Here is a 24,836-nt window from a genome sequence, read left to right as displayed (position 1 = left end):
ATTCCAGTTATTTAAGAAGCGGTCTTTCTTCGTAAAAATTCTAAAATATTCCAGCCTAAACGATCTACTTTTATTAAAAATCCTGCAATCGATGTTGCGAGGATAATATTCGTGATATAGATTAAAATCATTAATATCCACCACGGTACATCTTGCTTGAAATGAACGACTAAAAAATAAACAAGAGAAGAACTTATTCCCTGTGCAAAATAAAAGAATATTGCATTCTTTCCGATATAAGTAATAAAATTTTCTTTTGTGATCTTTAATCTGTTATAAAAAACAAATAACGTAACCAGTGAAAACAGGGTCCATATGATATAGGGAGTTTTAGGAGGGAACTTATTTTTATTGATCTTGTAAAATATTTCGCTTCCATAATACCAGAACATCCAGATTAGCAGAATTCCAACCGCTGCATAAAGTGCGGGGATAATGCAGGAAGGGATTTTCTTTCCCCTCATTCTATTGGCAATTAAGAAAACCGCAAGATAAAAAGCAACATATCCCACCTGGCCTGTTGGATAAAACCATGGAAATAAATTAAATATTAGTGTCAAAGCAATACACAGTCCTATAAACCAATTAATATGTTTAGGGAAGAATCTTAAAATCAATACACCGAAAACAGCTAATATAAAGTATACTTTTAAATACCAGAAGCTTCCCATTACTACGGGAAATGTATCGGCATTGGTGTATTGATGGAGGTACCAGTTTCCTAAATTTTGCCATTGAGGTTCCGTAGATATATTTGTTGTCGCGTATTTTGAGCCGAATGTAGAGTAAAAGTTTTGCAACCATTCTATAGAAAAAAAGCTTAACCCGAAAACTTTAAAAAAGTAATCCAGGAAAAACAGGAATGTTACAAAAATCATGTAGGTGATCTGTAGTTTGAGCAGGCGGTAGAAAGTTTTCTCAATATTGGCTCCGGATGTAATTCCACTTAATGCATAAAACAAAGCTACATCAAATACTAAAGAAAAGACCCTGACTTCCGCCGGGATATAAAACTGTCCCGACCAGAATGCTGTGTGGATGAATATAATGGAAAGCGTTGCTAATCCTTTTGCAAAATCAATGTAGAGATCCCTGTTCATTATGGTAATTGATAAAGCTCAAAAATAGATAAAGTTTGGAAATAATTTTAAAAATAAAAAAGAGGTAAAGCGAACTTTACCTCCTTTCCTAAATATGTTAATAATGAATGTTTAAAGTTTTCTAAACTCTTCTGCAGAAATTTCTCCGGTTTGGATTTTTCTTAACTCGTCCATATATTGGCTCATATAAGCGTCAATTTCAGGATTTCTTGAATTTTTCCCCATTTTATAGGTTCCGTTAAGGACTCCTTGATAGTAATAAAAGAAGTTATAGTCGAAATCAGCCGCAGATAAACTGTACTGTCCAAGCAGGAAGCCTAAACGAACAGCAGATCTTCTTTGAGGAGGAGTTCCGTGATGGTTATAACTTGAGGTCTGATAATCTCCGATGCTTTGTGCAAATTCATAGGCTGCTGCAATTTCAGAGAATTGAGTTTTGTTATACCCGTTCGGTCTTCTTAAATAATACCCTGCAAAACCATCGGCTTCAAGCTCATTAGGTCTTGCTGTAGATTCATTTACAGAAGGCAGGTTAAAAGCATATTGTAGTTGGTGGCCATATTCATGTGCCAGGATCATAGCATTCACGATATCTCCGCCTTTATTTTTTGCATCAGCGTAGATCGCATAACCATAATAGATTTTTCCTGTAGAGTAGGAAATAGCATTATAGGTGGAGTTGAAATTGGAAGGATCGTTTACAAATCGCAATGTTGGGTTACTTCTTCCCCACATACTGGCAATTTTTGTCATTTGCCCGTTCATGAAGTTGGTGTCGGCGCTCGTTTGTAAGCCGGTTAAAAGGACTGCTGTAGAACTCCAGTTTTGATCAACATAAGAGCAGCTTCTCTGAAGGTCTCCGGGTTGTTCAATTTTAGCATTTTCGGTGGATGAATTTGGTAAGACATTGTCTTCCATTTTGTCGTCGTTACATGCTGATAAAGATAATACAGCAATAGCTCCTGCTAAAAAGCAGAATTTAAAGTTTCTTTTCATAAAATATTTTTTTGGTGAAAACGAAGGTATAAATTATTTTTTAGATAATTAATATATAAATAGTTAAAATTATTCCTTCGTTGGTGAAAAAGCATTTGTGTTGAAAAATATTGTTTTGATTGTAAGCAGTTTATAAAATAATTTGTATATTTGCACCTCGAAATAACTAAAAATTTATAAACAATGTTTGCAATTGTAGAAATAGCAGGGCTTCAATACAAAGTTGAGCAAGACCAGAAGTTGTTTGTACACCGTTTAAAAGGAGATAAAGGAGGAAAAGTTTCTTTCGATAAAGTTCTTCTTACTGTAAACGGTACAATCACTGTAGGCGCCCCAGCTGTAAGCGGGATCACTGTAGAAGCAGAGATCTTAGACCATGTTAAAGCTGATAAAGTAATCGTTTTCAAAAAGAAAAGAAGAAAAGGTTATGAAGTGAAAAACGGTCACAGACAATCTTTAACTCAAATTCAAATTACAGGAATCACTGGATTTGAAGGTGGTTCAAAGAAAGCAGCTAAAAAAGAAACAGTAAAGGCTGAAGTTCTTTCAGACAACGCAACTGTTAACTTTGGTGAAGATCATGAGTTGAACTATCACTTAAAGAAACACAACTTGTCTCAGTCTAAAGAAAACAGAGAAACTTTAATTACTTTAGGAAAAGCTGTTAAAGTTGAATTAGAGAAAAAAGTTCTTACTCACGAAGAAGTAGATGCTGCTATCGTTAAGAACATTGATCAATTTAAAGCTCTTAATAAATAATAATAATCTACAAATAAAATGGCACACAAGAAAGGAGTCGGTAGTTCCAAAAACGGTAGAGAATCTCACTCTAAAAGATTAGGTGTAAAGATTTTCGGTGGACAAGAAGCTATTGCCGGTAATATTATTATCAGACAGAGAGGTACTCAACACCACCCAGGTGAAAACGTGGGAATGGGTAAAGACCATACTTTGTTTGCATTAGTAGACGGTAAAGTAGTTTTCAGAAAGAAAGCAAATAACAGATCTTTTGTATCTGTAGAACCAAACGCTTAATCTAAGCGTTCTATAAAATAAAAGCCTCAACATTGTTGAGGCTTTTTTATGTTTAAATGGTCTGGAATTTTTTCAATATCCTAATTTTGTCTTGAAAATCCGGGAAAGCCTACATAAAAGGATCTGAAAAAAATGATGTTGCTGATCTTGAGCTGTAATGATCTCCTCTAGTGTTTCTGGCTGTTCTAAACCGGCTTAGCTGTAGTAGCCTATATTGCCTTTAATCTATTTTGATAACGGAATAATGCTCGATATTCTTGTATGTTTTTACTGCTTATCAGATGGAAATTATTTGTCTTTCTAAAGTATTTTTAAAAGCCTACCTGAAATCCTGCTTTTACGCCAAATGTAGAAATGTCAGGCCTGTTGAGGTAGTTGCCTCTCCAGTTGAAATCTACCCTGAAGATCCTCAGGTTTCCAAATCCAATATTTTCAATTCCGAAACCGTATTCATAATAAATATGATCGCTAGGAGCAGAATACTTGAAGCCTTCAACGTTAATCTTTTTAGATGCATCGCTCAGTGTTCCGTATGCACTTCTGATAAATGCTATTTCTCTTAATTTGAGTTTCTTGATTAGTGGAATATAGGAAAGGATTTTACCATTGAAATGATGTTCCAGATGCAACGTCGTATATGTATCTGCAACGAACTCATAATAATTAAGTTGTGCAAATGTATTTCCTACCAAACTATAAGATTGGTTTCCGGGAATTATATTTTGTAAGGCTAGAGGAACTGTATTGAAGTTTTTTCCTGCTTCAAAATTGATTAATGTTTTTCCCCAGCTTCCGATTAATACCGGTTTGTAAAATAAGAATTGTAGTTTATTATAATTAAAATCAGCATTAAACAGGCCTTCCAATCCTCTTGTGTACTTTAAAACAATAGTAGGAGCCAAGGTTCCATGTTCGTGTCTGTCAACTCCGGTTTGTGAAAATTTAGCACTAGGTCTTGCTATTAAGCTAAGGGTTACATGGGAGTCATTAACGGTTTTTCTTAATTCTCCGTTTCTGTAATACATAAGGTTGAAGCCGTCAGGATTTGCTGATTTGATGCTTTGCATAGTTCCATCTACCCGTATTTGAAAGTTCTTCCATGGCTCAATAGAAGCAAATACATTAGTTTGATTCAGGGAGCTTAAAGAGGCATTGTCTCCCCTCGCGAAAACTGTGGACGAGGCAAATGTACGAGACATGATTCCGTCATCAGTTGTTAGCTGAACACCGAGCTGCATAACATCTCTTCTGGTGCCTGCTCCGATCATAAACCGGTTGACTTTATTAAACATGTATTTTGCTTCAACACCATATTTGAACTGCTGATCTTTAAATCCATATGCTGTATAAAACTGGATTCTCCAGGGATCATTCATGGAAAAATAACTTCTCGCTCCCAGTCTTATTCTGTCTCCCTCTACTTCGTTTACTCCATAAACTGAAAAAATAGGACCCAAATCTATTCCTTTTGTTATGTTATAGTAACCCGATCCAAGGGTTTCATATAACTTTACAATCCGGTTGAATTTCGGGACCTTCTGAAGCTTATCAAGCATATCATAGACTCCCTGTTCAGATTTGGATAGCGTATCAGGTCTCGCTTTAGCCCAGTAAGCGTCATCCTTATCAACAAACTTATTGTCATACTCTTCCTCCTTTCGGGTGAAAACCGATGGAGCAAGTGGCTTGTTAAACTCATATTCCGAATAGTCTACAGTTCTTTTAGCGATGATACTTTTAGATGTTTTCTTTTTTTGAGAAAGGGGTCAGCTCTACTACGGTTACAAATTTTCTAGGCAGGAAAGTATTTTCGTCGGGGTTGTCGTATTCCAGCTCTGTGGAAATCCCATTGACGAAATTTACATTCATTTTTTGTGTTGATTTTAACGTCGCTCCTAAAACTGCATAAGTGTCGGTATCAATATAAAGATAGCCCTGAAATGCTAAAATTTCTGTTCTTTTAGGCTGATACCTGATTTTATAAGCATTCTCACCATGTATAGCAATCGTATCAATCAGATTGTAGTCATAGGTGCTAAAACCATCAGTTCCTACAGGACTTGGAAAACCAATATCAAAATAATTCAGGGTATTGTCATAGATATTGATGTCCCTGTAGAGATTTTTCGCCGTTAAAGTTACAATTTGATTATCCTGAAAACCAGATGTTTTTTGAGCTATTAAAAGCTTTTTGGTTTTCTTGCCGGGCTTATTTTCTCCGTAATTTTCATAAATTGATTCATTCAGGAAGATGGGCAGAGCCATTTTTCCACTTGCCGTTGAGTCGGCATAATCAAAGATGAAATCCAGCTTGTTGAAGATCTTTCTCTTCATAAAGGCGCTGTCCAGATTATTAGCGTCAAACTGTATTTTTTCGTATTCCTTATAAGTGTAGGTATCGAATTTACTTAAACCATTATTTCTTTTTCTTTTCCATACTTCCTGCATAATGGCATAAGCGGGATTTTCCTTCTTGTTTTTATATTTCGTTTTCTCGTTATGGATCACAACTTCTTCAATGTTTTCCACCTTTTCTTTGGAAAGCTTTACGAAGATATTATTGGCATTATCTGGGGTAACGTCTATACTTTGTAAGGCATAGCTTTTTCTTAAGAATTTTAATTTGTAAATAATACTGTCTGATTGAACGCTGAAGGCTCCCGTAGTTGTTGTTAAAAAAGGTTGATTACTATCATTGATAAATACATCCACCCCGGTAACTTCTTTATTGGTTTTGGCATCAACAATTTTGCCACTTGCAGCATTTTGTGCGCACACAATACCGGAAAATAAAAGAAAAAGGTAGAGATAGTGGTATTTAGAGTTATTAATTAACATTAGGTATTTCTTCAAGCATTTAGCATAAACAAAAAGTATGCTGTTTATTTAAAACGGATAAGATTTAAAAAAAATTTCGTGTGTATTTATAAAAATGCAAATGTAACAAAAATAACAGGACTAATCCGATTAATTATGAGCTATGATTTTAAAAGACAATAGGATAGAACAGAATTTATTCCGAATGAAAAAAAAAAAGACCTACATTTCTGTAAGTCTTTTTGCTCCTCCTGCTGGGCTCGAACCAGCGACCCTCTGATTAACAGTCAGATGCTCTAACCAACTGAGCTAAGGAGGAATTTTCCTTTGTTTTAAGTGGTGCAAATATAATATGAATATTTATATCAAGCAAGTTTTACGTTCAATTATCAATAATTTTAAAGTAAATAGGTTGAAATTCAATAAGAAATATTTTGATTTTTTTAATTCGATTCTCAATATTTTCAAATAAATCATAGAAATAAAATTGGGGATTTTGTGGAAAGGCATTGCCGGGGTGGTGGAGATTTATATTCCGGGATTATTTTAATTTGCCTGTGATGATCGTTGGCTTTTGTAAGAAAAATTAATCAGACAGTTTTTTCTCTAATAATCTGTATGGAGTAATAGTGTTGTCATCAAAAAAACGCTCCTTGTATTTAATTTTTAACTTATCAAGCAATCGCAGCATATTGAAGCCTGTGGAATAAAAATAGCGGATAGAATTACTGTTGTACATCCAGGGTTTATCTTCTAATTTAAATGTTTTCAAAGCTAAAGGATCATACTGTTTATCAATATTCATAAGTTCCTCGTTGGTTGGTATCGTTTTAAAAACAAGGTATAGTTGATATTCAATATATCTTGCGCTTCCTTCCATTTTTTCCAGAAATTCTTCCTGATGAGTAAGGTCAAGTTTTTCAATCTGGGAGAATCTTGATAGTCTCCGAGTTCTTTGCATTTTATAGATCTTAAAGAGAGCCTTTGTCTTTTGTATGTTTTTACTGGCCAAGCATTCTAATAAAATTTGATTTTCTTTGTCTATGCTTTCTTTGAACCATGAATAATTATCATAATAAGATTGCAGTCGCTTTATGCTGATAGTTATTGAATCATTAGCATATCGGATGAACTCCGGATGGCGAAACTGAAAGCCATGAAAATACTCATGTAAGATGATTGTCGCCCAGGTTTGGGTATTGGGAACATCTTCAATATACTTACGGGTTGTATCATAATCACTACAAAGAATGACGGGATAGTGATACCATAGTTTGCTGCTGTCCATGCTTTCATAAGCTGTAAACATATGGAATACAAGTGTGTCAAGACGTTCTGTTTCTTCAATCAAAATATTCCCCCTTCTATAAGTTTTTATTGGATTTTTTTTTTAATGTTTCTGAAATGGGTCTGCCTGTTATGAAGGTTTTTGTAGGGGTAAAATAAGCAATATCAGCAGTGTATTCAGGAGATCCGAATGTTGGCCATACTTTATTCAAAAGCTTTTTTAAGGCATGGAGATATTGTATACGCTCTATATCGAGATTATTATTTTGTGCTTGAAGATTTAGAGAAGAAATAATCACGCAACAAAAGATAAGCTTTCCGAATAATATTCTTTTCATGCTGATTTTATTGCTAATATAATGAATATTTAATGACAAGATAATTAATAGGGGGGGGTAACCTATACAACAAGACCTACATTTCTGTAAGCCTTGTTTTTTTATTTCTTTAAATCTTTAAGGATTTCCTGTACCGCTCTTTCCAGTTGCGGATCATTATCTTGCTGTCGGTCTATGAATGTGTTTTTAATATAGATGTCCGGTTTTACACCTGTTTTTTCCAGGTTCTGGCCATCCAGAGTATACGTTCCCCATGCAGGAAGCCTATAATAAGAGCCATCTACAAGACTTTTTCCGGAAGTGAAGATAATCCATCGATAGGTGTCCTGGCCAATGATTTTTCCTAATTTCAGAGCCTTGAAACCGGCAGCGGTCATTTCGGCATCACTCAGCGAAGCTTCGTTGATCAAAAGAACAATAGGCTTTCCGGAAGGTGCGAAATTGGGCTGTGTGGTCATTTTTCCTTCCCGGTATTTCCATTGTAAATAAGGTTTTTGAGAAAGGAAATTTAATACTTTATCATGAACGTTTCCGCCCGTATTATAGCGTAAATCGAGAATAACAGCTTCTTTTTGAATTTCCTGCTCCACCATATCCAGAAGGAAGCGGTCCAGTTCATCAGTAGTCATATTTTTCATATATGAATAGGCAATGCGGCTGTTGCTCATCTGATTTACGCGTTGCCGATTATTGAATATCCATTCGTCATACAAAAGTGCTTTTAATTCTGTATTTGAAATCGGATGTACCTTGGTGGTGATGTCCTTGCCATTGCGTGTGAAAGTAAGAATAACTTCTTCCTGCTTTTTAGGACTTGTAAAATAAGATTCACGATTTTCGTGTACGTCAATATTTTTTCCATTTACAGCAATCAATTGATCTCCTGGTTTAATGTCAACCCCGGAACGGAAAGCGGGTGATTTTCTTACAATACCTTCGACACTATAAGGCTGGTCCTTTTTAAAGATAATCCCTGTTTCATTGGTAAAATAATTCAGATATCTAGTTTCTTCCTTTCCTGTTGAAGAAAATCCCGTATGTGAAGAATTGAGTTCTCCCAACAGGTCATTCAATAAAATTCGCAGATCATTTCTGTTATTGATATACGGAAGATATTTAGAATACTGCTCCTTTTTTGCTTTCCAGTTGATGCCATGGAATTTTTCATCATAGAAATTTTCTTCAACCCCAGTCCATGTTTCATCATACATCTGGGTAAATTCAGAAGCGAGATTTTTGTTAAAAGTATACTGGATATTTATCTTTTCTGGCTTTAATGTTGCTATGGCCATTTTATAAATGTTACCCTCTATTAATGTAAAAAAAGACTTGTCATTTTTGATGATATAGCTGGCTTCTTTATCGAAAACCTTTTCTGATTTAGCGGTTTCAAAATCCGTGAAAACCTTTTTGAAAAGTTGTTTCTTTCCATTATCCTGATTGGAATTAAAGAATAAAATTTCCTTTTTGTCGTCCATGAAAACGGTAGGATCTTCCTGGTATCCATACCTGTCTGTAACCAGCTCAATCCTTTCCAAAGTGTTTTCAGGATTAATTTTCAATTCTTTTACAACAATTTCTTTTTCTTCCTTTTTTTCTTTGTCTTCTTCTTTTTTATCCTTGTTTTCCTTTGTCGTTTCAGGTTTCTTTACCTCCTCAGTAAATAGCTTATCGAATCTTTCAGATTTGTAAGGCTCATCAAACCAATCCAGCGCCATTCTGTAAATATTAGATTTCTGCATACCTAGCGGATAAGAAGGGTTCGTTCGGTCACTTGTAAAATAAATATACTTACCATTGGGTGACCAAAAAGGATCTTCCTCTGAAACGCCGGTGTTGGTAAGATTTATGATTTTGCCTTTTCCGATATGATAAACAAAGATGTCCAGTTCAAAATTTCTTTTTGCAGAGAACAGTACATATTCGTTATTGGGAGAAAAAGAAGGTTTTGAATTTTGAAAAGCCCAGATTTCATCTTTTACGATAGTTGTAGAGTGTAAACTCTTTAAGTCCATTAATCTTACTTCATCACGACCACTTAAATACACTGCTTTTGAAAGGTCGTTATTCAGGGTTATATTGCGGTTGTTACGCAAATCAGTAGTTAATTGTTTTACCTGGCCTTTTCCGTCTGCAGCAATACTAAACCAGTTTTGATATCCCTGGTAAGTCTGGTTAAAAAGTAATGTGCGATTGTCCTTCAGCCATTTTACTTCCATTACACGTTCCTTTCCGTCAGATATCTGTTGTGTAAACTTTCCTTCAATATCAGAAACAAAAAGAACACCACGGCTCACAAAAGCTATTTTCTTACCATCTGATGAAATATCATAATAAGAAATATTATTTTCTATATTAAAATTTTGTTCTTTCTCCAGTGTTTTATTTGTGTTAAGGCTTATATTAAGAGCTTTTATATCTTTTGTAGCTACGTCATAGGTGTAAAGCTGATAATCTTTTTCAAATATTACTTTGGATCCGTTAGCTGAAACAAATGGCTTTTTAATAGAGGTTTCAAATTGTGTTAAAGGTGCCTTTTTGCCATTTTTAAGTTCATAAAGATTATATTCATTGTTATTTTCATCAGAAATAAAATAAATAGTCCCATTTTTATCTACGCTCGGATTAAAATCTTTTCCTGCATAGTTCGTATATTGTTTAAAGGAATTGTTCTTGGGATTATAACCTAAAATATCAGGATTGTTTTCTCCTTTATAGTGTTTGCGATGTACCTGATTGGCGCTTTCTGATGAACTTGTGAAAAGATATTCACCCGCAGGAGTTTCTGCCAGGCCGTTTGTATTATTAAAGTAATTGTTGAAAAGCTTTTGTGGTGTTTTGTCTTCAATAGTAGTTTTAAAACTTCCAAAGTTATTATTCCTGTTTGAGGTAAAATAAATAGTTTTACTGTCCCATCCCCAGTTTTCTATTTCATCTTTTCCTGTGTGAAATGTTAACTGTTTAATGCTTCCTCCTTCAGCAGGCATCACATACACGTCATAATTTCCGTATTGATTGGAACTGAATGCAAGCCATTTTCCGTCTGGAGAAATGCGTGGATTAATTTCCTCTCCCTCCAGGGCTGTGATTCTGGAAGCGTTTCCGCCATTGGAGTCCACTTTCCAGATGTCTCCATCATAAGCAAAATAAGCGGTTTTCCCATCCGGGCTTAATGAAGGACTTGATAAAAAATAAGATTTTTCCTGTGCTGAAACTTGAATGCTAGCAAAGGCTGCTAATAACGAAATAAAGATTCTTTTCATGAGATAATTAGATATTCCTTGGGATATGTTGTCATACTTTGCGCTGCAAAATATTTCCTCTTATAATTATTTAATAAGTTGCAAATATCTAATTTTTTAAGAATATCAGGATCTTTTGCATTATTAATTTGTGATATGCAAAAAAAAAAAGACTTACAGAAATGTAAGTCTTTTTGCTCCTCCTGCTGGGCTCGAACCAGCGACCCTCTGATTAACAGTCAGATGCTCTAACCAACTGAGCTAAGGAGGAATGTCCTTTGTTTTTAAGTGGTGCAAATATAGGACGAATATTTATACCAGGCAAATTTTTCTTTTGAAAATTTAAAAAATATTATAATTTTCCTGTGAATATTTTAAAGATATCGCTTCCGAAAATCAGTAACATTAAGCCTAACAGAAAGATAACACCAATCATTTGTGCATTTTCCAATACTTTTTGAGGAACTGGTTTTCCGAAAATAATTTCATACAATGTAAATAAAACGTGTCCCCCATCTAATCCTGGAATAGGAATAAGATTCAGGAAAGCCAGCCAGATCGAAAACATTGCTGTAAAGCTCCAGAATGCAGGCCAGTTAATCGCAAAGCTACCATCTGCTGCCTTATTTACGGGCATAGATTTTACAATTGCAATAGGTCCACCTACATTTTTGTATCCTTGAATTTTAGAGTTGAACATAATTTTGAACTGCTTTACCTGCATGGTTAAAGCTTCAATGGTTCTTTCAAAACCTCTTGGAATAGATTCTCCGAAAGAGTATTTTTTGTCAGTAACTACACTTGCAAGACTTTTTTGGTCAACAGCAATTCCTAATTTACCATTTTTATCTACTGGTGCGGAGATAGTTTGCTTTTCAGTACCACGATTAACCTCAATGCTTACTGTTTTTCCTTTATTTTCAGCTAATGTCGAACTTACCTCGTCGAAGAAAGGAGTTGGTTTCCCATTGATGGCTACAATTCTATCGCCTTTCGCCAACCCTGATGCTTTTGAAGAAGGAGTCGCTAAAGAATCAATGATCATCGGAATTCTGGGAGTGATATAAAGCTTTGCTTCTCTTTGTCTGATAACATCAGCTACACCATCTTCATTCACTTTGAATGTAATTTCCTTACCCCCTCTAAGAACAGTAACATGATCACTAAAAAGTATATTAATAGCTGAATTTTCCAATCTTTCTGCTGGTTTTCCATCGATAGAGACAATTTTATCACCATTTTGGAATCCCATTTTTTTACCGGCATCTGTTACGCCGATACCATTGTCAAATTTTGTAAGATCTGTATACATTTCTCCATTAAAAAGAGAAAGACAGCTATAAATTAACCACGCAAGGAAAAAGTTTACCGTAACTCCTCCCAACATAATGATAAGTCTCTGCCAAGCCGGTTTTGCACGGAATTCCCATGGTTGTGCCGGTTGTTTTAATTGTTCGGTATCCATGCTTTCATCCACCATTCCGGCAATTTTCACGTAGCCTCCAAAAGGAAGCCATCCGATACCGTATTCCGTTTCACCGATTTTTTTCTTTGCGATAGAAAACCAAGGATCGAAAAATAAATAAAACTTTTCTACTTTGGTTTTGAACCATTTGGCGGGCAAAAAATGCCCCAGTTCATGAAGAACGACTAAGATAGAAATGCTTAATATGAATTGAAAAATTTTAATTGCTAATTCCATTAATAAATTTTAGATTTTAATTTGCAAAGGTAACAATTATCAAAACTATGCCAAATAAAAAAGCTCCTCATATAGAGAAGCTTTGTCATATATTAAGACTGTTTTTACAAATTAAGGGAAACCCCCAGGCTGCCATTGTTTCCAACTTCTGCAAATACCCCGATTCTCTCAGTGAAAAAGTAACGGGCACCAATATGGGCGCCGATTCCAAAATCTTTTCCGAGAACCCCAAGATCAACTCCGGGATAAATGTCCAGCTTTTCAGGGAGCTGTAATGCTTCTTTTAAATGAAAATTAAGCCTTCCAAAGATGAAGACCTTGTTGTCGTTGTCATTATTTTTATATCCGCTAAAGTAGCCGTTCAGCCCGGCACCAACTGATATAAGTTTATTGAGCCCGTAATCATAAGTCCCTGTAATTCCTGTTCCATATCCCCATGCACTGAATCCCAATTGCACTTTCTGATCACCCTTTCCTGTCCAAGCCTGGGCATTTACGGCAACTCCAAAGAAGAAGACCGCTAAAATAAAAACCAATTTCTTCATAAATATTACACTTTAGTTCTATTAATTAAGAATAATCAGCTACAAAAATAGAACCGAAACCGATTAAAAATCCTATTTTTATACAAGATTTTGAACGACTTTTATGAAAATTAAAGGATTAAATTTAGATATTATCTGGAAAGATAAGGAAAGTAACTTTCGTTTAATAGAAGAGGAATTAAATAATCAGGATGCTGATATTTTTCTTTTACCCGAAATGTTCTCAACAGGTTTTTGTATGGATGCTTCTGAGGTTTCAGACCGTAATGAGGAAGCTTTAAGTTTCTTACACAAGATGTCAAAAGAGAAAGGATCCGCTTTTTGTGGAAGTGCTCCTGTAGAACAAGATGGGAAATTTTACAACAGGATGTATTTCGTAAAGCCTGATTCGTCAGTTGTTTTTTATGATAAAAGACATTTGTTCTCTTTCTCTGGAGAGGATAAGGTGTATACCCCAGGAAAAGAAAGAGTTATTGTTGAATATAAAGGATTCCGCATTTTGCTTCAGGTTTGCTACGATCTTCGTTTTCCTGTTTTTGCAAGAAATAATGATGATTATGATGCAATCTTCTATGTAGCCAATTGGCCGGAGAAGCGAGTGGGAGCCTGGGAGCACTTGCTGAAAGCCAGGGCTATTGAAAATTTATCATACGTTTTTGGATTGAACAGGATAGGAACAGATGGAAATAATTTATTCTATCAGGAAAGCTCACATTGTTTTTTTGCTGATGGAAGAGACATTGCCCAAAAAGAAAAGAATATTGTGTCTGCAGAATTGAATATGAATGAGCTTTTGGATTTCAGAAAGCATTTCCAGTTTTTGAATGACCGGGATCAATTTTCAATTCAGATGTAATTATCGAAATAAAAAAGCTGTGAAATTTCACAGCTTTATTCATATTGTTTCAGCAATTGTGTTAAAGTATTGACGTCATGTACGCCACTTTCTTTCCACAAAAGTTCTCCGTGTTTAAATATAGCCAAAGTAGGGACACCACGAACTCCATATTGTGAAGCAATAGCCGGATACTGGTCTACGTCTACTTTAATAATTCTTGCTCCTTCACCTACATTTTCTTTAACTGTTGTGAGTACTGACGACTGAACCTTACACGGTTGACACCAGGTCGCAAAAAAGTCAATTAAAACAGGTCTTTCGGAATTAATTAATTCTTTAAATTTTTCTGACATGATTTTTGGTGTTTTTATTATTTGGAGCTATCAGCCTCTTTCTGGATTGCCTTTACATTTTTCCAGCTTGTCCCATCATAGGCTTCCACTCCGTTTTTCTTTAAAATCTCTACCGCCTGGTCCGCCTGGATTCCTTTGTTGCAAAAAACCACTACTTTTTTGCCTTTTAAGGACTCAATATTATTTTGAATCTCGGCAAGCGGGATGTTGATTGCATCTTTTGCTGTTCCTTCCTTATATTGCTCAGGGATTCTAACGTCTATCAAAGTAACATCACTACTGTTTACTATTTGTTTAATATCAGCTGGGGCATTATTCTTCGATATGCTTGAAGTTTTACATGCACTTAACGTTACAGATACAGCAAAAATAAATCCGCAAACCTTATTTCTCATTCGTTAATTTACAATGTTTTCGACTGGCAGACAAAATCCGATGTGGGTAGTTTTTCCGTTTTTTTTAATTCCGTTAAAACCGCCTTCGATTTCAGTGAAATTTCTGATCCCGTGTGAGTTAAGAATGCTTGCGGCAATCATGCTTCTATATCCTCCTGCGCAATGAAGGAAGAAATGTTCCGAGTCATCAATTGAACTGATCCAGTCGCTGATAGAGTCTAACGGTTTATTAAATGCGTTATCAATATGTTCAGCTGCATACTCAGTCAGTTTTCTGACATCAATAACCGTAGACTGATCATTGAATTCTTCTACAAATTCTGAAGGAGAAATCCTTTTAATCTCATCAGTTTCTTTATTGGCATTCTGCCATGACTGAAAACCTCCATTCAAATACCCTAAAACGTTATCAAATCCAACTCTGCTTAACCGGGTAATCACTTCTTCTTCGGTTCCTTCATCTGAAACCAATAACAATGGATGTTTTACGTCTACGATCAATGTTCCTACCCAAGGAGCAAAATCTCCTTTCAGTCCGATATTAATAGAATTAGGAATAAAGCCTTTATGGAAATCGGCAGCGCTTCTGGTATCTAAAATAAGTGCTCCGGAATCTTCAGCGATGATCTCAAAATCTTCTACAGAAATTGGATTAAGACCTTTATCCATTACGGTGTCTATGCTTTCATAGCCTCCTTTATTTAAAGCTACATTCATTCCAAAATATTTCGGTGGGGCAGTAAGGCCGTCCAAAACTTCTTTTATAAAAGATTCTTTATCGGGTTGGTTTAAAGCGTAGTTGGTTCGTTTTTGGTTCCCAAGGGTGTCAACTGTTTCTTTCTGCATGTTTTTTCCACAAGCAGAACCTGCTCCATGTGCAGGATAAACAGTGATGGTATCTGCTAAAGGTATAATCTTGCTATGAAGACTCTCATATAATATTCCCGCAAGGTCCTCCTGCGTGAGATTAGTTGCTTTCTGAGCGAGATCCGGACGGCCAACATCTCCTAAAAATAAAGTATCACCCGTGAAAATTGCTGTTTCAACACCATTTTCATCTATTAAAAGATAGGTGGTGCTTTCCATGGTATGGCCCGGAGTATGCAGAACCTTTATTTTTACTTTTCCAATTTCAAAGATTTGATAATCTTCAGCAATTGTTGCTTCAAATTCCGGCTTAGCAGTAGGTCCGTAAATAATAGGAGCACCTGTCTTTTTACTTAAATCCAGGTGTCCGGAAACAAAATCGGCATGGAAATGTGTTTCAAAAATATATTTTAAAGTTACATGGTCTTTCTCAAGACGATCCAGATATGGTTTTACCTCTCTTAGAGGATCTATAATTGCAGCTTCGTTTTCTGAGACAATATAATAGGCTCCCTGAGCTAGACAGCCCGTATATATTTGTTCAACTTTCATTTGCTTAGTTTTAAATTAAATTTCAGTTAAAGATACAAAGTATTAGATGAATTGTAAACGAAATGTTAAATCTGAATGATAGTTTCTTTCAATTTAAATGGTTTTGCCGGGTTTTAGGAATCGAAAGTTATTTATTTTCAACAAGAAAGGGCAGATTATTAAAATACTAAATTGGTAGACTGTTTTTTGTCATGCTTAAAAAACAAAAATAATTGCGTACAGGAAATGGGTCTGTTTAAAAGAAATACGAAATAATTAATCAGAGAACTTCGCAAGAATACAAGTTTGTTGACTTAATATTTTGTAAAAAATTTTATATTTATAAGTTAAAAAAAAATCAAATGGCAGATAAAAAACAATTTATTGATGAATTAAGTGCTAGATATACTCCGAAAGGAGATCATATTATATTAGGAAAAGGTATGTTTGATGGGGAGGTAGTTACCGAAGTGAATGTAACCATTCCTTTAAAAACAATCAACAGGCATGGTCTTATTGCGGGAGCCACCGGAACAGGAAAAACAAAAACTCTTCAGGTATTTGCGGAACAGTTATCACATGCTGGGATTCCGTCTTTAGTTTTAGATATTAAAGGAGATTTCTCAGGAATTGCAGAAGCAGGTGAAATGAATCCCATTATAGAAGAAAGATATGCAAAAACCCAGCTTCCATATAATCCACAAGCCTTTCCGGTTGAATTAATGAGTATTTCCGGTGGTAAGGGTGTGAAATTGAGAGCTACCGTCACAGAATTCGGTCCGGTTTTATTGAGCAAGATTTTACAGTTGAATGATACCCAGCAGAGTATTATGTCAATTGTTTTTAAATATTGTGATGATAAAGGGCTTCCTTTAATCGACCTAAATGACCTGAAAAAAGTCCTGCAATATGTGACGGATAATGCAGAAGGCAAAGCAGAATTATCTTCCAATTACGGATCAATAGCATCTGCTTCTTTAGGGACTATTCTAAGATCGATAGTCGCTTTAGAACAACAGGGAGCAGCTGATTTTTTCGGTGAGCTTAGCTTTGATGTTCAGGATTTACTTGAGACAAGGGATGGAAAAGGAGTTGTAAATATCTTAAGGGTTGCCGATATACAAAATAAACCACAGCTGTTTTCAACATTTATGCTTTCTCTCTTTGCGGAAATTTATATGACATTTCCTGAAGAAGGAGATAGCGGAAAACCTAAATTAGTTTTATTTATTGATGAAGCGCATTTGATTTTTAATGAGGCCTCTAAGGCATTGCTTTCACAAATTGAAACAATGGTTAAATTAATCCGTTCAAAAGGGGTGGGTATTTATTTTATTACACAGATTCCCGGAGATGTTCCTGAGAATGTTCTTTCTCAGTTAGGATTAAAAATTCAACATGCTTTGAGAGGATTTACTGCAAAAGATAAAAAAGAGATTTCAAAAGCAGTGGAAAACTATCCTACAACAGAATTTTATAATGCTTCTAATCTGATTCAGAATCTTGGAATTGGAGAAGCTTTTGTAACGGCGTTGGATGAAAAAGGAATTCCTACTCCTTTGGTTCAGACTTACCTGATTTCTCCGGAATCGAGAATGGATGTCTTGAATGATGCTGAGGTTTCGGAATTAACAGGAAATTCTGCTTTGGTTGCTAAATATGAAGAAGCGATAGATAAAGAATCGGCTTATGAGATATTAACGGCAAGAATGGAGCAGGCGGCACAGAATCCGGCTCCTACACAAAGAGCAAAGCCAGTAAAGGAAGAGCCAGGGATGTTTGAACAGGTATTACAGAGCAAAGCAGGAAGAACTTTTACCAGCACATTGATGCGTGAAGGAGCAAAAGCAGTTTTGGGAATGTTCGGTCTGGGAGGGAGAAGGAGATAATAAAAACATTAGTGCAATTCTTATCTAATAACCATGAAAAATGTATCATATTTTTATTGTATCGGATTAGCTTCGGTTAATCTCATAATGGATACCATTCATAACCACTTTGGAATATTTGATATAATTTTTGTTATTTTAGCGGGATTGCCTTTACTGCTCAATAAAAAACGGATGTATGAATTGTTTGGAGGCACTATGGGCCTTATCAGTTTATATATTATTTTTGCCATTTTTGTGTCCATGGTTAAAGACGGTCAAAATGCGATGATGCAGCCTCTTTGGACGTATGGCATGGGTTATGTACTTAGTTTTTTAACGCTAATTTTCGGACTTTTAATGACAAAAATTATTAAAATCCGCAACAGAAGAAATATTATAACATAAGGTTAAATGTATTCAATTATAGATATAGAAAGTAATGGTGCAGGTTATAGACATGAATGCATTATAGATATTGCCATTTATCGGTATGACGGGCAGAAAATTGTTGACCAGTTCATTTCTTTGGTGAATCCGGAAAGTGATATTACTCCATTTGTACAAAAGCTGACAGGGATTACTCCTAAAATGGTTAAAACGGCTCCAAAATTTCATGAAATTGCAAAAAGGGTCATTGAAATTACCCAAAATACTACTTTAGTTGGGCATAATATTGATTTTGATTACAGGATGCTACGGCAATCTTTTAAAAGCCTTGGTTATGATTTTAAAATCAATACTTTAGATACTATTCCGTTAGCTAAAAAGCTCATTCCTGATGAAGCAAGCTACTCGCTGGGTAAACTCGTAAAATCTCTTGGAATTCCTTTAACCAATCATCACAGGGCAGACGGAGACGCGAGGGCTACTTTGGAGTTGTTCAGGCTGCTGGTTTCAAAGGATACTGAGAATGAGATTATACAAAAACATCACGATGAATCCAATGCCAAGACTTATATCAACAAAATCAAGCTGTTAACGCAGGATTTACCTAATGAAAGAGGGTTTGTGTATTTTCAGAATGCAGCTGGAAAAATCATTCTTTCAGAGTATGTTCAGGATATCAATAAGTTTTCAAAAAAAGTATTTAATTCGAAATCCAAAAAATGGGAAACGATACAGAATGAGGTAGAACAGATTAGTTTCGAACTTACTGGAAATGATATTATTGCCAGATTGATACTCAATTCAAAAAATATCAAGAGGAGAGAAATTTTACCTTTTGGCCTTTATCACAGAAACGATAAATATATTGTTGAGAAAAATAAACTGAACAAAGAAGATAAACCTATTCTGAAGTTCAGGTCTTTTACACAAGGATCAAAAGCAATCCAGTTTATTGGCGGCCAGAGAGAATATGATGATATCAGTATTTTTAAAAGAAAGATTGATTTTAAAAACCGTAATGAGCTATGGCTTGGCTCGGGAAGGAAATTGGGTGAGAAATTATTTTTAATTATTGAAAATGGTAAAGTTGTTTCATACGGTTTTTATGAACTGTTTACACAGATTCAGACTCTGAGCAGGCTCTCCAAGCTGAAAATCGACCTGCCTTTACCTGCTTCTGACCTGATTAATGATTTACAGTTAGCACTGCTTCGCGGTGATTTTGAGACACTCCCGTTGCCTAAATGATAAAAAGGAAGGTGGAGGCTTTTCAAATCAATTTGGATAGAATAAAAAAATAAATAGTATTTTTGCAAAAATAAAAATAAGCAATGCAATATTTTAAGCAAATTAAAACTGGAAAAAAGGGAGCTATAAAGTTCTCTAAGGTTTGGAATATTTAAAAGAGTTGTCTTGCATAAAAAATAGTTAATGTGGCGGACTCTTGAGGAAAGAATCTGCTTTTTTTTATGTTAAAATGAAATTATGAATTCAAAAGAATTATTAAAGATTGCCAATGAGTTTGGCACCCCGGTGTATGTTTATGATGCTGAATCTATCAAAACTCAATATGAAAAACTTACATCTTCTTTTTTAAAACACACAAAGTTCTTTTATGCCGCAAAGGCATTGACTAACATCAACATTCTAAAGTATGTCAAGAACCTGGGTGCTTCTTTGGATTGTGTTTCTATTAACGAAGTAAAGCTTGGTTTAAAGGCAGGATTTACTAAAGAAAAAATATTGTTTACCCCAAATTGTGTGGATCTTGCTGAAATTGAAGAAGCAATGCAATATGGAGTGCACATTAATATTGATAATATCTCTATTCTTGAGCAATTTGGAAATAAATACGGAGATACTTATCCGATTCTCGTAAGAATCAATCCTCATATTTTTGCCGGAGGAAATTATAAAATATCCACAGGTCATATCGATAGCAAGTTCGGTATTTCTATTCACCAGGTTCGTCATATCGAAAGGGTAATGAAGAGTACCAACCTTAATGTTGAAGGTCTTCACATGCATACAGGAAGTGAGATCAAAGATCCCGATGTTTTTTTACAGGCATTGGATATTATGTTAGAGCTTTCTGAGCATTTTCCTAATCTGAAATACCTTGATATGGGAAGCGGTTTCAAAATTCCTTATCAGGAAAGTGAGATGGAGACAGACGTGAAAACACTGGGTAAAAAAGTTGAGAAAGTAATTGCCGATTTTTCTAAAAATACAGGTAAAAAATTTGAATTATGGTTTGAGCCCGGAAAATTCCTTGTTGGGAAAAGTGGATATCTTTTGGTAAAAGCTAATGTTATCAAGCAAACTACAGCAACGGTTTTTGTAGGGGTTAATTCAGGATTCAATCACCTGATCCGTCCTATGTTTTATGATTCTTACCATACTATTGAGAATTTATCGAACCAAAAAGGTCCTGAAAGGATTTATACTGTGGTCGGAAATATCTGTGAAACGGACACATTTGCCTGGGATAGAAAATTAAATGAAGTAAAAGAAGGAGATATTCTGGCCTTCCATACTGCAGGAGCCTATGGTTTTGAAATGAGTTCGAACTTCAACTCCAGACTGAAGCCAGCAGAAGTACTTTTCTTAGATGGAAAGGCTCATCTTATTCGTAAGAGAGACGAGTTTGAAGATCTTTTGAGAAATCAGATTGAAGTAATTTAAATTAAAATATGATAAGCTCCGCAAGAAATTGCGGAGCTTTTTTTTTAGATGTTAATTAAGGTAAATTAACAGACTATACCGATGGGGTTCCTAAAATAAATCATTAAATTTGATAGGGATATAGATTTTCAAACCCGAAAAATCTCAATCATCTATTTCCCTTTTTCTTTATTTCCAAAAATAATAAGTACCAAAAAATATTAATTATGGCAAAAAATATAGCAGAACAAATTGTTGAAATGCTTGAGAACGCAAATGTGAAAAGAATTTATGCAGTAACAGGTGATAGTCTTAATCATTTAAATATAGCGGTTAAAAAGAGCAGCATTGAATGGATTCATGTGAGACATGAAGAAGTTGGAGCATATGCCGCCGCCGCAGAAGCGGAACTTGATGGTTTTGCCGTTTGTGCCGGAAGCTGTGGCCCCGGACATGTACATCTTATTAATGGCGTTTACGAGGCGCACCGGTCCCATGTACCTATGTTGGTAATTGCATCTACGATTCCGAGTGAGGAAATGGGGATGGATTATTTTCAGGAAACGAATACGATAAAGTTATTTGACGATTGCAGCTATTACAATCAGATGATTACCAGACCTGAACAGGTTCAAAGAACAGTGCAGACCGCGATTCAGCATGCTATTTCCAAAAAAGGAGTTGCCGTAATTGGCCTTCCGGGAGATGTTTCTGAACTGGATGCAGAAGAGGCGACAACTTCCGCTCAGATATTTAGAACGAATCCGGTTATTCGTCCATCGGACGAGGAATTGAATAACCTGGCAAAACTTATTAACGAAAGCGAAAAGGTGACCATCTATTGTGGGATTGGAGCTGAAAAGGCGAATGCTGAAGTTATAGGATTATCACAATATTTAAAAGCTCCTGTAGGCTATTCTTTCAGAGGAAAAATGGCGATTCAGCCTAATAATCCCAATGAAGTAGGACTCACGGGTCTGCTTGGTTTTCCTTCTGCTTATCATGCCATGCATGATGCGGACCTGGTTCTTCTTTTGGGAACAGATTTCCCTTATGAGAAGTTTATGCCTGTAAAAAATAAGATTGTCCAAGTCGATGAAAGCCCTGAAAGATTAGGACGAAGAGCTAAACTGGAATTGGGTCTTGCAGGAGATGTAAAAGAGACTATTAAAGCATTAATGCCCCTTTTAAAAGAAAAAACAGATGTTCATTTTCTGAATCAGCAACTTGAGTTTTATGAAAAAGTAAAAGAAAATCAACTTACTTATGTAAAAGATTCAGGAAAAGAAGATGCCATACAACCGGAATACGTTGCGCATACTTTAGACAGGATTGCGAAAAATGATGCAATTTTTACGGTGGATACCGGGATGTGCTGTGTTTGGGGAGCAAGATTTATAACGGGTACAGGAGAGCGTAAAATGCTGGGCTCTTTTAACCATGGATCCATGGCAAATGCGATGCCGATGGCTATCGGAGCATCATTGGCATACCCGGGCAGACAGGTGATTGCCATGTGTGGAGATGGCGGACTGTCGATGTTACTGGGAGATATGGCTACAATTTTCCAATATAAGCTTCCGGTTAAGCTGATCGTTTTTAACAACAGGGCTTTGGGCATGGTAAAGCTGGAAATGGAAGTAGGAGGAATGCCGGATAACGAAACGGATATGATCAATCCTGATTTTGCAATGGTTGCGCAGGCAATGGGCTATCCTGGAAAAAATGTTCATAAACCGGAAGAGGTTGAGAGTGCTATTGAAGAATGTCTGAACTATAACGGACCTTATCTTTTAAATATCTTTACGAATCCTAATGCCCTGGCATTGCCGCCAAAAATAGATTTTGATCAGGTGGTAGGGATGACCAAGTCTATGGCTCAGCTGATGTTGGGTGGTAAAATGGAAGAAGTTCTTGAAACCGTAAAGAGTAATTATAAGCACATTAAAGGATTATTGTAATGGATAATTCTTTAAAGAAACTGTATGTTGTTGCTTGGATATTTGGACTTGTATTTTATTTTTTAGACTATGTGATCAGATCTGCTCCGGCAGTAATGATTCCACAGCTGATCAATAATTTCAATACAACGGAATTGAAGCTGATCAGCATGGTAGGCACCTATTACTATACTTATTCCACCTGTAGTCTGATTGCCGGAATCGCTCTAGATAAATTCGGAGGAAAAAAATCCCTTTTTACCGGAGCGTTGATATTAGGGATAGGATGTTTATTGTTCCTGTTGTCTTCTCAAATTGCCGGAATTTCAGGAAGATTAATGCAGGGAGCAGGTTGTGCTTTTGCCTTTCCTGGATGTGTTTATCTTGCAAGTAAGGGGTTTTCGTCAAAATCCTTGGCAACGGCAATCGGAGTTACCCAATGCGTAGGAATGTTGGGTGGAACTGCCGGACAGTTTGTGGTAGGGCCCTGGGTGGAAGAAGGAGTGAATATTGATAGCTTTTGGTTATGGTCGGGAATTATAACAGTGATTACAGCATTAGGATTATTCTTTGTTATTCCTAAAGAAAAAAGATCTGAACAATCATCGGGAGTGTCAAAGCCGGTAGGTTATTTAGAACCGTATAAAATCGTATTTACAAATCCCCAATCCTGGTTATGTGGAGCGATTTCAGGATTGCTATTTGCACCGACAACCATATTTGCCATGACCTGGGCAGTAGCATTTTTCCAAAAAGATAAAGGGTTTATTTTTCATGAAGCCGCTATCACAAGTGCTATGGTTGCCTTTGGATGGGTTTTTGGATGTCCTCTTTTGGGATTTATAACCGATAGGCTAGGAAAAAGAAAGCCTGTACTTGTTGGCGGAGCCGCTTTGATGATCTTAAGTTTGCTTCAATTAATTTACTTACCGGACCTGTACTCGGCAAAAGTGAGTATGTTTATTTTTGGATTAGGTTCAGGAGCGGCAATGATTCCTTATTCTGTCATTAAAGAGGCTAATCCTGATTATGTTAAAGGAAGTGCTACGGGAGCTATTAATTTTATTACGTTTGGAGTAACTACCTTATTAAGTCCCCTATTTAGCCGATGGTTTGGGAAGAATTTAGGTATAGCACCGGGAGAAGAACATTTTCATAATTCTGTGTTGTTTTGGATAGGTGGAATTGTTCTGGCAATTTTTATTTCAGTATTGCTTAAAGAAACCGGAAGTAAGGCTAAAGAAGATCTTGTGATGCAATAATAAAACGTTTGTGTTAATTTTATTTAGATTTATAAATCTGGCCATATGAAGGATTTGGTTTTATTTTTATCGCTTTTAATATCTGTTTTTTTATTTGGGCAACAGGATGTTGAAGATCGGGATGATTCTTTTATTACGGAAACCAATAAAAATATTTTAAAAATTGATATTAAGGAACCCTTATTACAGATTGCAATTAAAAACTGTATAGACTTTAAACCGGCAGCCTATGAAGGAGGGGCATCAGTTTACAAAGAAACGCTGCGAAAGTATATGTACAATTATCTTAATTCTGACTTTTATGTACTGAACGGGGATTTCAATTTTACCATAACCATCAATGAAACTGGCAAGGTTGTAGGGATAGATGGTTCTCCAAAGGTTGCGAACAGCGAAATATTTTTTGATGATATGAAATATATTGTAAGGAGAATCAAAAAGAACTGGATACCTGCTACCTGTAATAATAGACCAATAACTTCTCAGATAAAGATAAAAATGAATTTATCATCTATGGCTACAGATTTATAGTCCCTTTATAAAGGTTATTTTTGTGCAGAATCATTGTGTATCTATTGTTTAAGGACAATTGAAATATTTATATAATCCAATTGATTGGCTGTATCTTGAAGCCCTTCTTTTTAGAAAAGATAATCCTGCCATTCT

The 24,836-nt window shown here is 35.6% G+C and carries 21 protein-coding genes, 2 tRNA genes and 1 pseudogene; 10 read left to right on the top strand and 14 right to left on the bottom strand.

The features are described 5' to 3' along the window. Nucleotides 1–11: 11 nt before the first annotated feature. On the bottom strand, nt 12–1,100 hold the full coding sequence (locus ACJ5H0_RS11565) for an acyltransferase family protein (RefSeq protein WP_411249669.1): 1,089 nt from the start codon (nt 1,098–1,100) through the stop codon (nt 12–14). Nucleotides 1,101–1,211: 111 nt separating this feature from the next. Next, nucleotides 1,212–2,096, bottom strand: a complete 885-nt coding sequence (locus ACJ5H0_RS11560) for a neutral zinc metallopeptidase (RefSeq protein ID WP_172281430.1) — start codon at nt 2,094–2,096, stop codon at nt 1,212–1,214. Between the two features lie 183 nt (nt 2,097–2,279). Between ACJ5H0_RS11560 and rplU the strand changes: the two genes are divergently transcribed. Further along, nucleotides 2,280–2,855 carry a 50S ribosomal protein L21 gene (gene rplU / locus ACJ5H0_RS11555; protein WP_172281428.1) on the top strand — a complete coding sequence of 192 codons (576 nt, stop codon included), beginning with the start codon at nt 2,280–2,282 and terminating at the stop codon, nt 2,853–2,855. Between the two features lie 18 nt (nt 2,856–2,873). Then, the gene (rpmA, locus tag ACJ5H0_RS11550; protein ID WP_007842221.1) at nt 2,874–3,131 is read left to right on the top strand and encodes a 50S ribosomal protein L27; all 258 of its coding nucleotides are present in this window, start codon (nt 2,874–2,876) and stop codon (nt 3,129–3,131) included. Between the two features lie 311 nt (nt 3,132–3,442). Here the strand turns inward: rpmA and ACJ5H0_RS11545 are convergent, their stop codons facing one another. From ACJ5H0_RS11545 to ACJ5H0_RS11505, 9 genes are all read right to left on the bottom strand, one after another. Next, complete coding sequence (locus ACJ5H0_RS11545; RefSeq protein WP_411250343.1) at nt 3,443–4,861, bottom strand: DUF5686 family protein; 1,419 nt, start codon at nt 4,859–4,861, stop codon at nt 3,443–3,445. A 7-nt stretch (nt 4,862–4,868) separates the two neighbouring features. Next, nucleotides 4,869–5,969 (bottom strand): DUF5686 family protein, encoded by a 1,101-nt coding sequence (locus ACJ5H0_RS11540; protein WP_411249668.1) that lies wholly within the window; start codon nt 5,967–5,969, stop codon nt 4,869–4,871. Between the two features lie 224 nt (nt 5,970–6,193). After that, nucleotides 6,194–6,267 (bottom strand) — tRNA-Asn (locus ACJ5H0_RS11535). Between the two features lie 267 nt (nt 6,268–6,534). Further along, nucleotides 6,535–7,299, bottom strand: a complete 765-nt coding sequence (locus ACJ5H0_RS11530; RefSeq protein ID WP_411249667.1) for a hypothetical protein — start codon at nt 7,297–7,299, stop codon at nt 6,535–6,537. 13 nt (nt 7,300–7,312) lie between these two features. Continuing rightward, nucleotides 7,313–7,573 (bottom strand): hypothetical protein, encoded by a 261-nt coding sequence (locus ACJ5H0_RS11525; protein ID WP_411249666.1) that lies wholly within the window; start codon nt 7,571–7,573, stop codon nt 7,313–7,315. Between the two features lie 101 nt (nt 7,574–7,674). Continuing rightward, the gene (locus ACJ5H0_RS11520; protein ID WP_411249665.1) at nt 7,675–10,836 is read right to left on the bottom strand and encodes a S41 family peptidase; all 3,162 of its coding nucleotides are present in this window, start codon (nt 10,834–10,836) and stop codon (nt 7,675–7,677) included. Between the two features lie 176 nt (nt 10,837–11,012). Continuing rightward, a tRNA-Asn gene (locus ACJ5H0_RS11515) sits at nt 11,013–11,086 on the bottom strand. A gap of 81 nt (nt 11,087–11,167) precedes the next feature. After that, a complete protein-coding gene (gene rseP / locus ACJ5H0_RS11510) occupies nt 11,168–12,517 on the bottom strand; it encodes an RIP metalloprotease RseP (RefSeq protein ID WP_273650145.1) in 1,350 nt (449 codons plus the stop codon). Nucleotides 12,518–12,621: 104 nt separating this feature from the next. Next, nucleotides 12,622–13,062: a DUF6646 family protein gene (locus ACJ5H0_RS11505; RefSeq protein ID WP_411249664.1), complete on the bottom strand. Its 441-nt coding sequence runs from the start codon at nt 13,060–13,062 to the stop codon at nt 12,622–12,624. 103 nt (nt 13,063–13,165) lie between these two features. Between ACJ5H0_RS11505 and ACJ5H0_RS11500 the strand changes: the two genes are divergently transcribed. Then, nucleotides 13,166–13,918 (top strand): nitrilase-related carbon-nitrogen hydrolase, encoded by a 753-nt coding sequence (locus ACJ5H0_RS11500; RefSeq protein ID WP_172281418.1) that lies wholly within the window; start codon nt 13,166–13,168, stop codon nt 13,916–13,918. 35 nt (nt 13,919–13,953) lie between these two features. On the opposite strand, the gene ACJ5H0_RS11495 is transcribed toward ACJ5H0_RS11500, so the two are convergent. The 3 genes and pseudogenes from ACJ5H0_RS11495 to ACJ5H0_RS11485 all read right to left on the bottom strand — a co-directional run bounded on the left by ACJ5H0_RS11495 (nt 13,954) and on the right by ACJ5H0_RS11485 (nt 16,067). Then, complete coding sequence (locus tag ACJ5H0_RS11495) at nt 13,954–14,253, bottom strand: thioredoxin family protein (protein ID WP_172281416.1); 300 nt, start codon at nt 14,251–14,253, stop codon at nt 13,954–13,956. A gap of 17 nt (nt 14,254–14,270) precedes the next feature. After that, nucleotides 14,271–14,648, bottom strand: a complete 378-nt coding sequence (locus tag ACJ5H0_RS11490) for a rhodanese-like domain-containing protein (RefSeq protein ID WP_411249663.1) — start codon at nt 14,646–14,648, stop codon at nt 14,271–14,273. 8 nt (nt 14,649–14,656) lie between these two features. Further along, nucleotides 14,657–16,067 (bottom strand): annotated as a pseudogene (locus tag ACJ5H0_RS11485) (MBL fold metallo-hydrolase). A 341-nt stretch (nt 16,068–16,408) separates the two neighbouring features. Between ACJ5H0_RS11485 and ACJ5H0_RS11480 the strand changes: the two are divergent. The 7 genes from ACJ5H0_RS11480 (at nt 16,409) to ACJ5H0_RS11450 (ending at nt 24,701) form a co-directional block, all read left to right on the top strand. Next, nucleotides 16,409–17,935 carry a helicase HerA-like domain-containing protein gene (locus tag ACJ5H0_RS11480; RefSeq protein ID WP_411249662.1) on the top strand — a complete coding sequence of 509 codons (1,527 nt, stop codon included), beginning with the start codon at nt 16,409–16,411 and terminating at the stop codon, nt 17,933–17,935. A 33-nt stretch (nt 17,936–17,968) separates the two neighbouring features. Beyond that, complete coding sequence (locus ACJ5H0_RS11475) at nt 17,969–18,322, top strand: hypothetical protein (protein WP_411249661.1); 354 nt, start codon at nt 17,969–17,971, stop codon at nt 18,320–18,322. Nucleotides 18,323–18,328: 6 nt separating this feature from the next. Further along, nucleotides 18,329–19,552, top strand: a complete 1,224-nt coding sequence (locus ACJ5H0_RS11470; protein WP_273650136.1) for a 3'-5' exonuclease — start codon at nt 18,329–18,331, stop codon at nt 19,550–19,552. A 237-nt stretch (nt 19,553–19,789) separates the two neighbouring features. After that, on the top strand, nt 19,790–20,989 hold the full coding sequence (lysA, locus tag ACJ5H0_RS11465; RefSeq protein WP_172281404.1) for a diaminopimelate decarboxylase: 1,200 nt from the start codon (nt 19,790–19,792) through the stop codon (nt 20,987–20,989). Between the two features lie 206 nt (nt 20,990–21,195). After that, a complete protein-coding gene (locus ACJ5H0_RS11460; RefSeq protein ID WP_273650133.1) occupies nt 21,196–22,929 on the top strand; it encodes a thiamine pyrophosphate-dependent enzyme in 1,734 nt (577 codons plus the stop codon). Then, nucleotides 22,929–24,170 carry an MFS transporter gene (locus tag ACJ5H0_RS11455; RefSeq protein WP_411249660.1) on the top strand — a complete coding sequence of 414 codons (1,242 nt, stop codon included), beginning with the start codon at nt 22,929–22,931 and terminating at the stop codon, nt 24,168–24,170. Before ACJ5H0_RS11460 ends, ACJ5H0_RS11455 begins: the two co-directional genes overlap by 1 nt. Nucleotides 24,171–24,215: 45 nt before the next feature. Beyond that, entirely contained in the window at nt 24,216–24,701 is a 486-nt protein-coding gene (locus ACJ5H0_RS11450; protein WP_411249659.1) for a hypothetical protein, read from the top strand. Nucleotides 24,702–24,836: the final 135 nt, after the last annotated feature.

Source organism: Chryseobacterium proteolyticum (assembly GCF_046591535.1).
In the GTDB taxonomy this organism is placed as follows: Bacteria; Bacteroidota; Bacteroidia; order Flavobacteriales; family Weeksellaceae; genus Chryseobacterium; species Chryseobacterium proteolyticum.
The sequence above is the reverse complement of the archived record's forward strand: the minus strand, read 5'-3'. Positions and strand labels throughout refer to the sequence as shown.

Coding starts and splice junctions, on each gene's coding strand:
- ACJ5H0_RS11565 (WP_411249669.1), bottom strand. CDS start 1,100: ATGAACAGGGATCTCTACATTGATTTTGCAAAAGGATTAGCAACGCTT.
- ACJ5H0_RS11560 (WP_172281430.1), bottom strand. CDS start 2,096: ATGAAAAGAAACTTTAAATTCTGCTTTTTAGCAGGAGCTATTGCTGTA.
- rplU (WP_172281428.1), top strand. CDS start 2,280: ATGTTTGCAATTGTAGAAATAGCAGGGCTTCAATACAAAGTTGAGCAA.
- rpmA (WP_007842221.1), top strand. CDS start 2,874: ATGGCACACAAGAAAGGAGTCGGTAGTTCCAAAAACGGTAGAGAATCT.
- ACJ5H0_RS11540 (WP_411249668.1), bottom strand. CDS start 5,969: ATGTTAATTAATAACTCTAAATACCACTATCTCTACCTTTTTCTTTTA.
- ACJ5H0_RS11525 (WP_411249666.1), bottom strand. CDS start 7,573: ATGAAAAGAATATTATTCGGAAAGCTTATCTTTTGTTGCGTGATTATT.
- ACJ5H0_RS11520 (WP_411249665.1), bottom strand. CDS start 10,836: ATGAAAAGAATCTTTATTTCGTTATTAGCAGCCTTTGCTAGCATTCAA.
- rseP (WP_273650145.1), bottom strand. CDS start 12,517: ATGGAATTAGCAATTAAAATTTTTCAATTCATATTAAGCATTTCTATC.
- ACJ5H0_RS11505 (WP_411249664.1), bottom strand. CDS start 13,062: ATGAAGAAATTGGTTTTTATTTTAGCGGTCTTCTTCTTTGGAGTTGCC.
- ACJ5H0_RS11500 (WP_172281418.1), top strand. CDS start 13,166: ATGAAAATTAAAGGATTAAATTTAGATATTATCTGGAAAGATAAGGAA.
- ACJ5H0_RS11495 (WP_172281416.1), bottom strand. CDS start 14,253: ATGTCAGAAAAATTTAAAGAATTAATTAATTCCGAAAGACCTGTTTTA.
- ACJ5H0_RS11490 (WP_411249663.1), bottom strand. CDS start 14,648: ATGAGAAATAAGGTTTGCGGATTTATTTTTGCTGTATCTGTAACGTTA.
- ACJ5H0_RS11480 (WP_411249662.1), top strand. CDS start 16,409: ATGGCAGATAAAAAACAATTTATTGATGAATTAAGTGCTAGATATACT.
- ACJ5H0_RS11475 (WP_411249661.1), top strand. CDS start 17,969: ATGAAAAATGTATCATATTTTTATTGTATCGGATTAGCTTCGGTTAAT.
- ACJ5H0_RS11470 (WP_273650136.1), top strand. CDS start 18,329: ATGTATTCAATTATAGATATAGAAAGTAATGGTGCAGGTTATAGACAT.
- lysA (WP_172281404.1), top strand. CDS start 19,790: ATGAATTCAAAAGAATTATTAAAGATTGCCAATGAGTTTGGCACCCCG.
- ACJ5H0_RS11460 (WP_273650133.1), top strand. CDS start 21,196: ATGGCAAAAAATATAGCAGAACAAATTGTTGAAATGCTTGAGAACGCA.
- ACJ5H0_RS11455 (WP_411249660.1), top strand. CDS start 22,929: ATGGATAATTCTTTAAAGAAACTGTATGTTGTTGCTTGGATATTTGGA.
- ACJ5H0_RS11450 (WP_411249659.1), top strand. CDS start 24,216: ATGAAGGATTTGGTTTTATTTTTATCGCTTTTAATATCTGTTTTTTTA.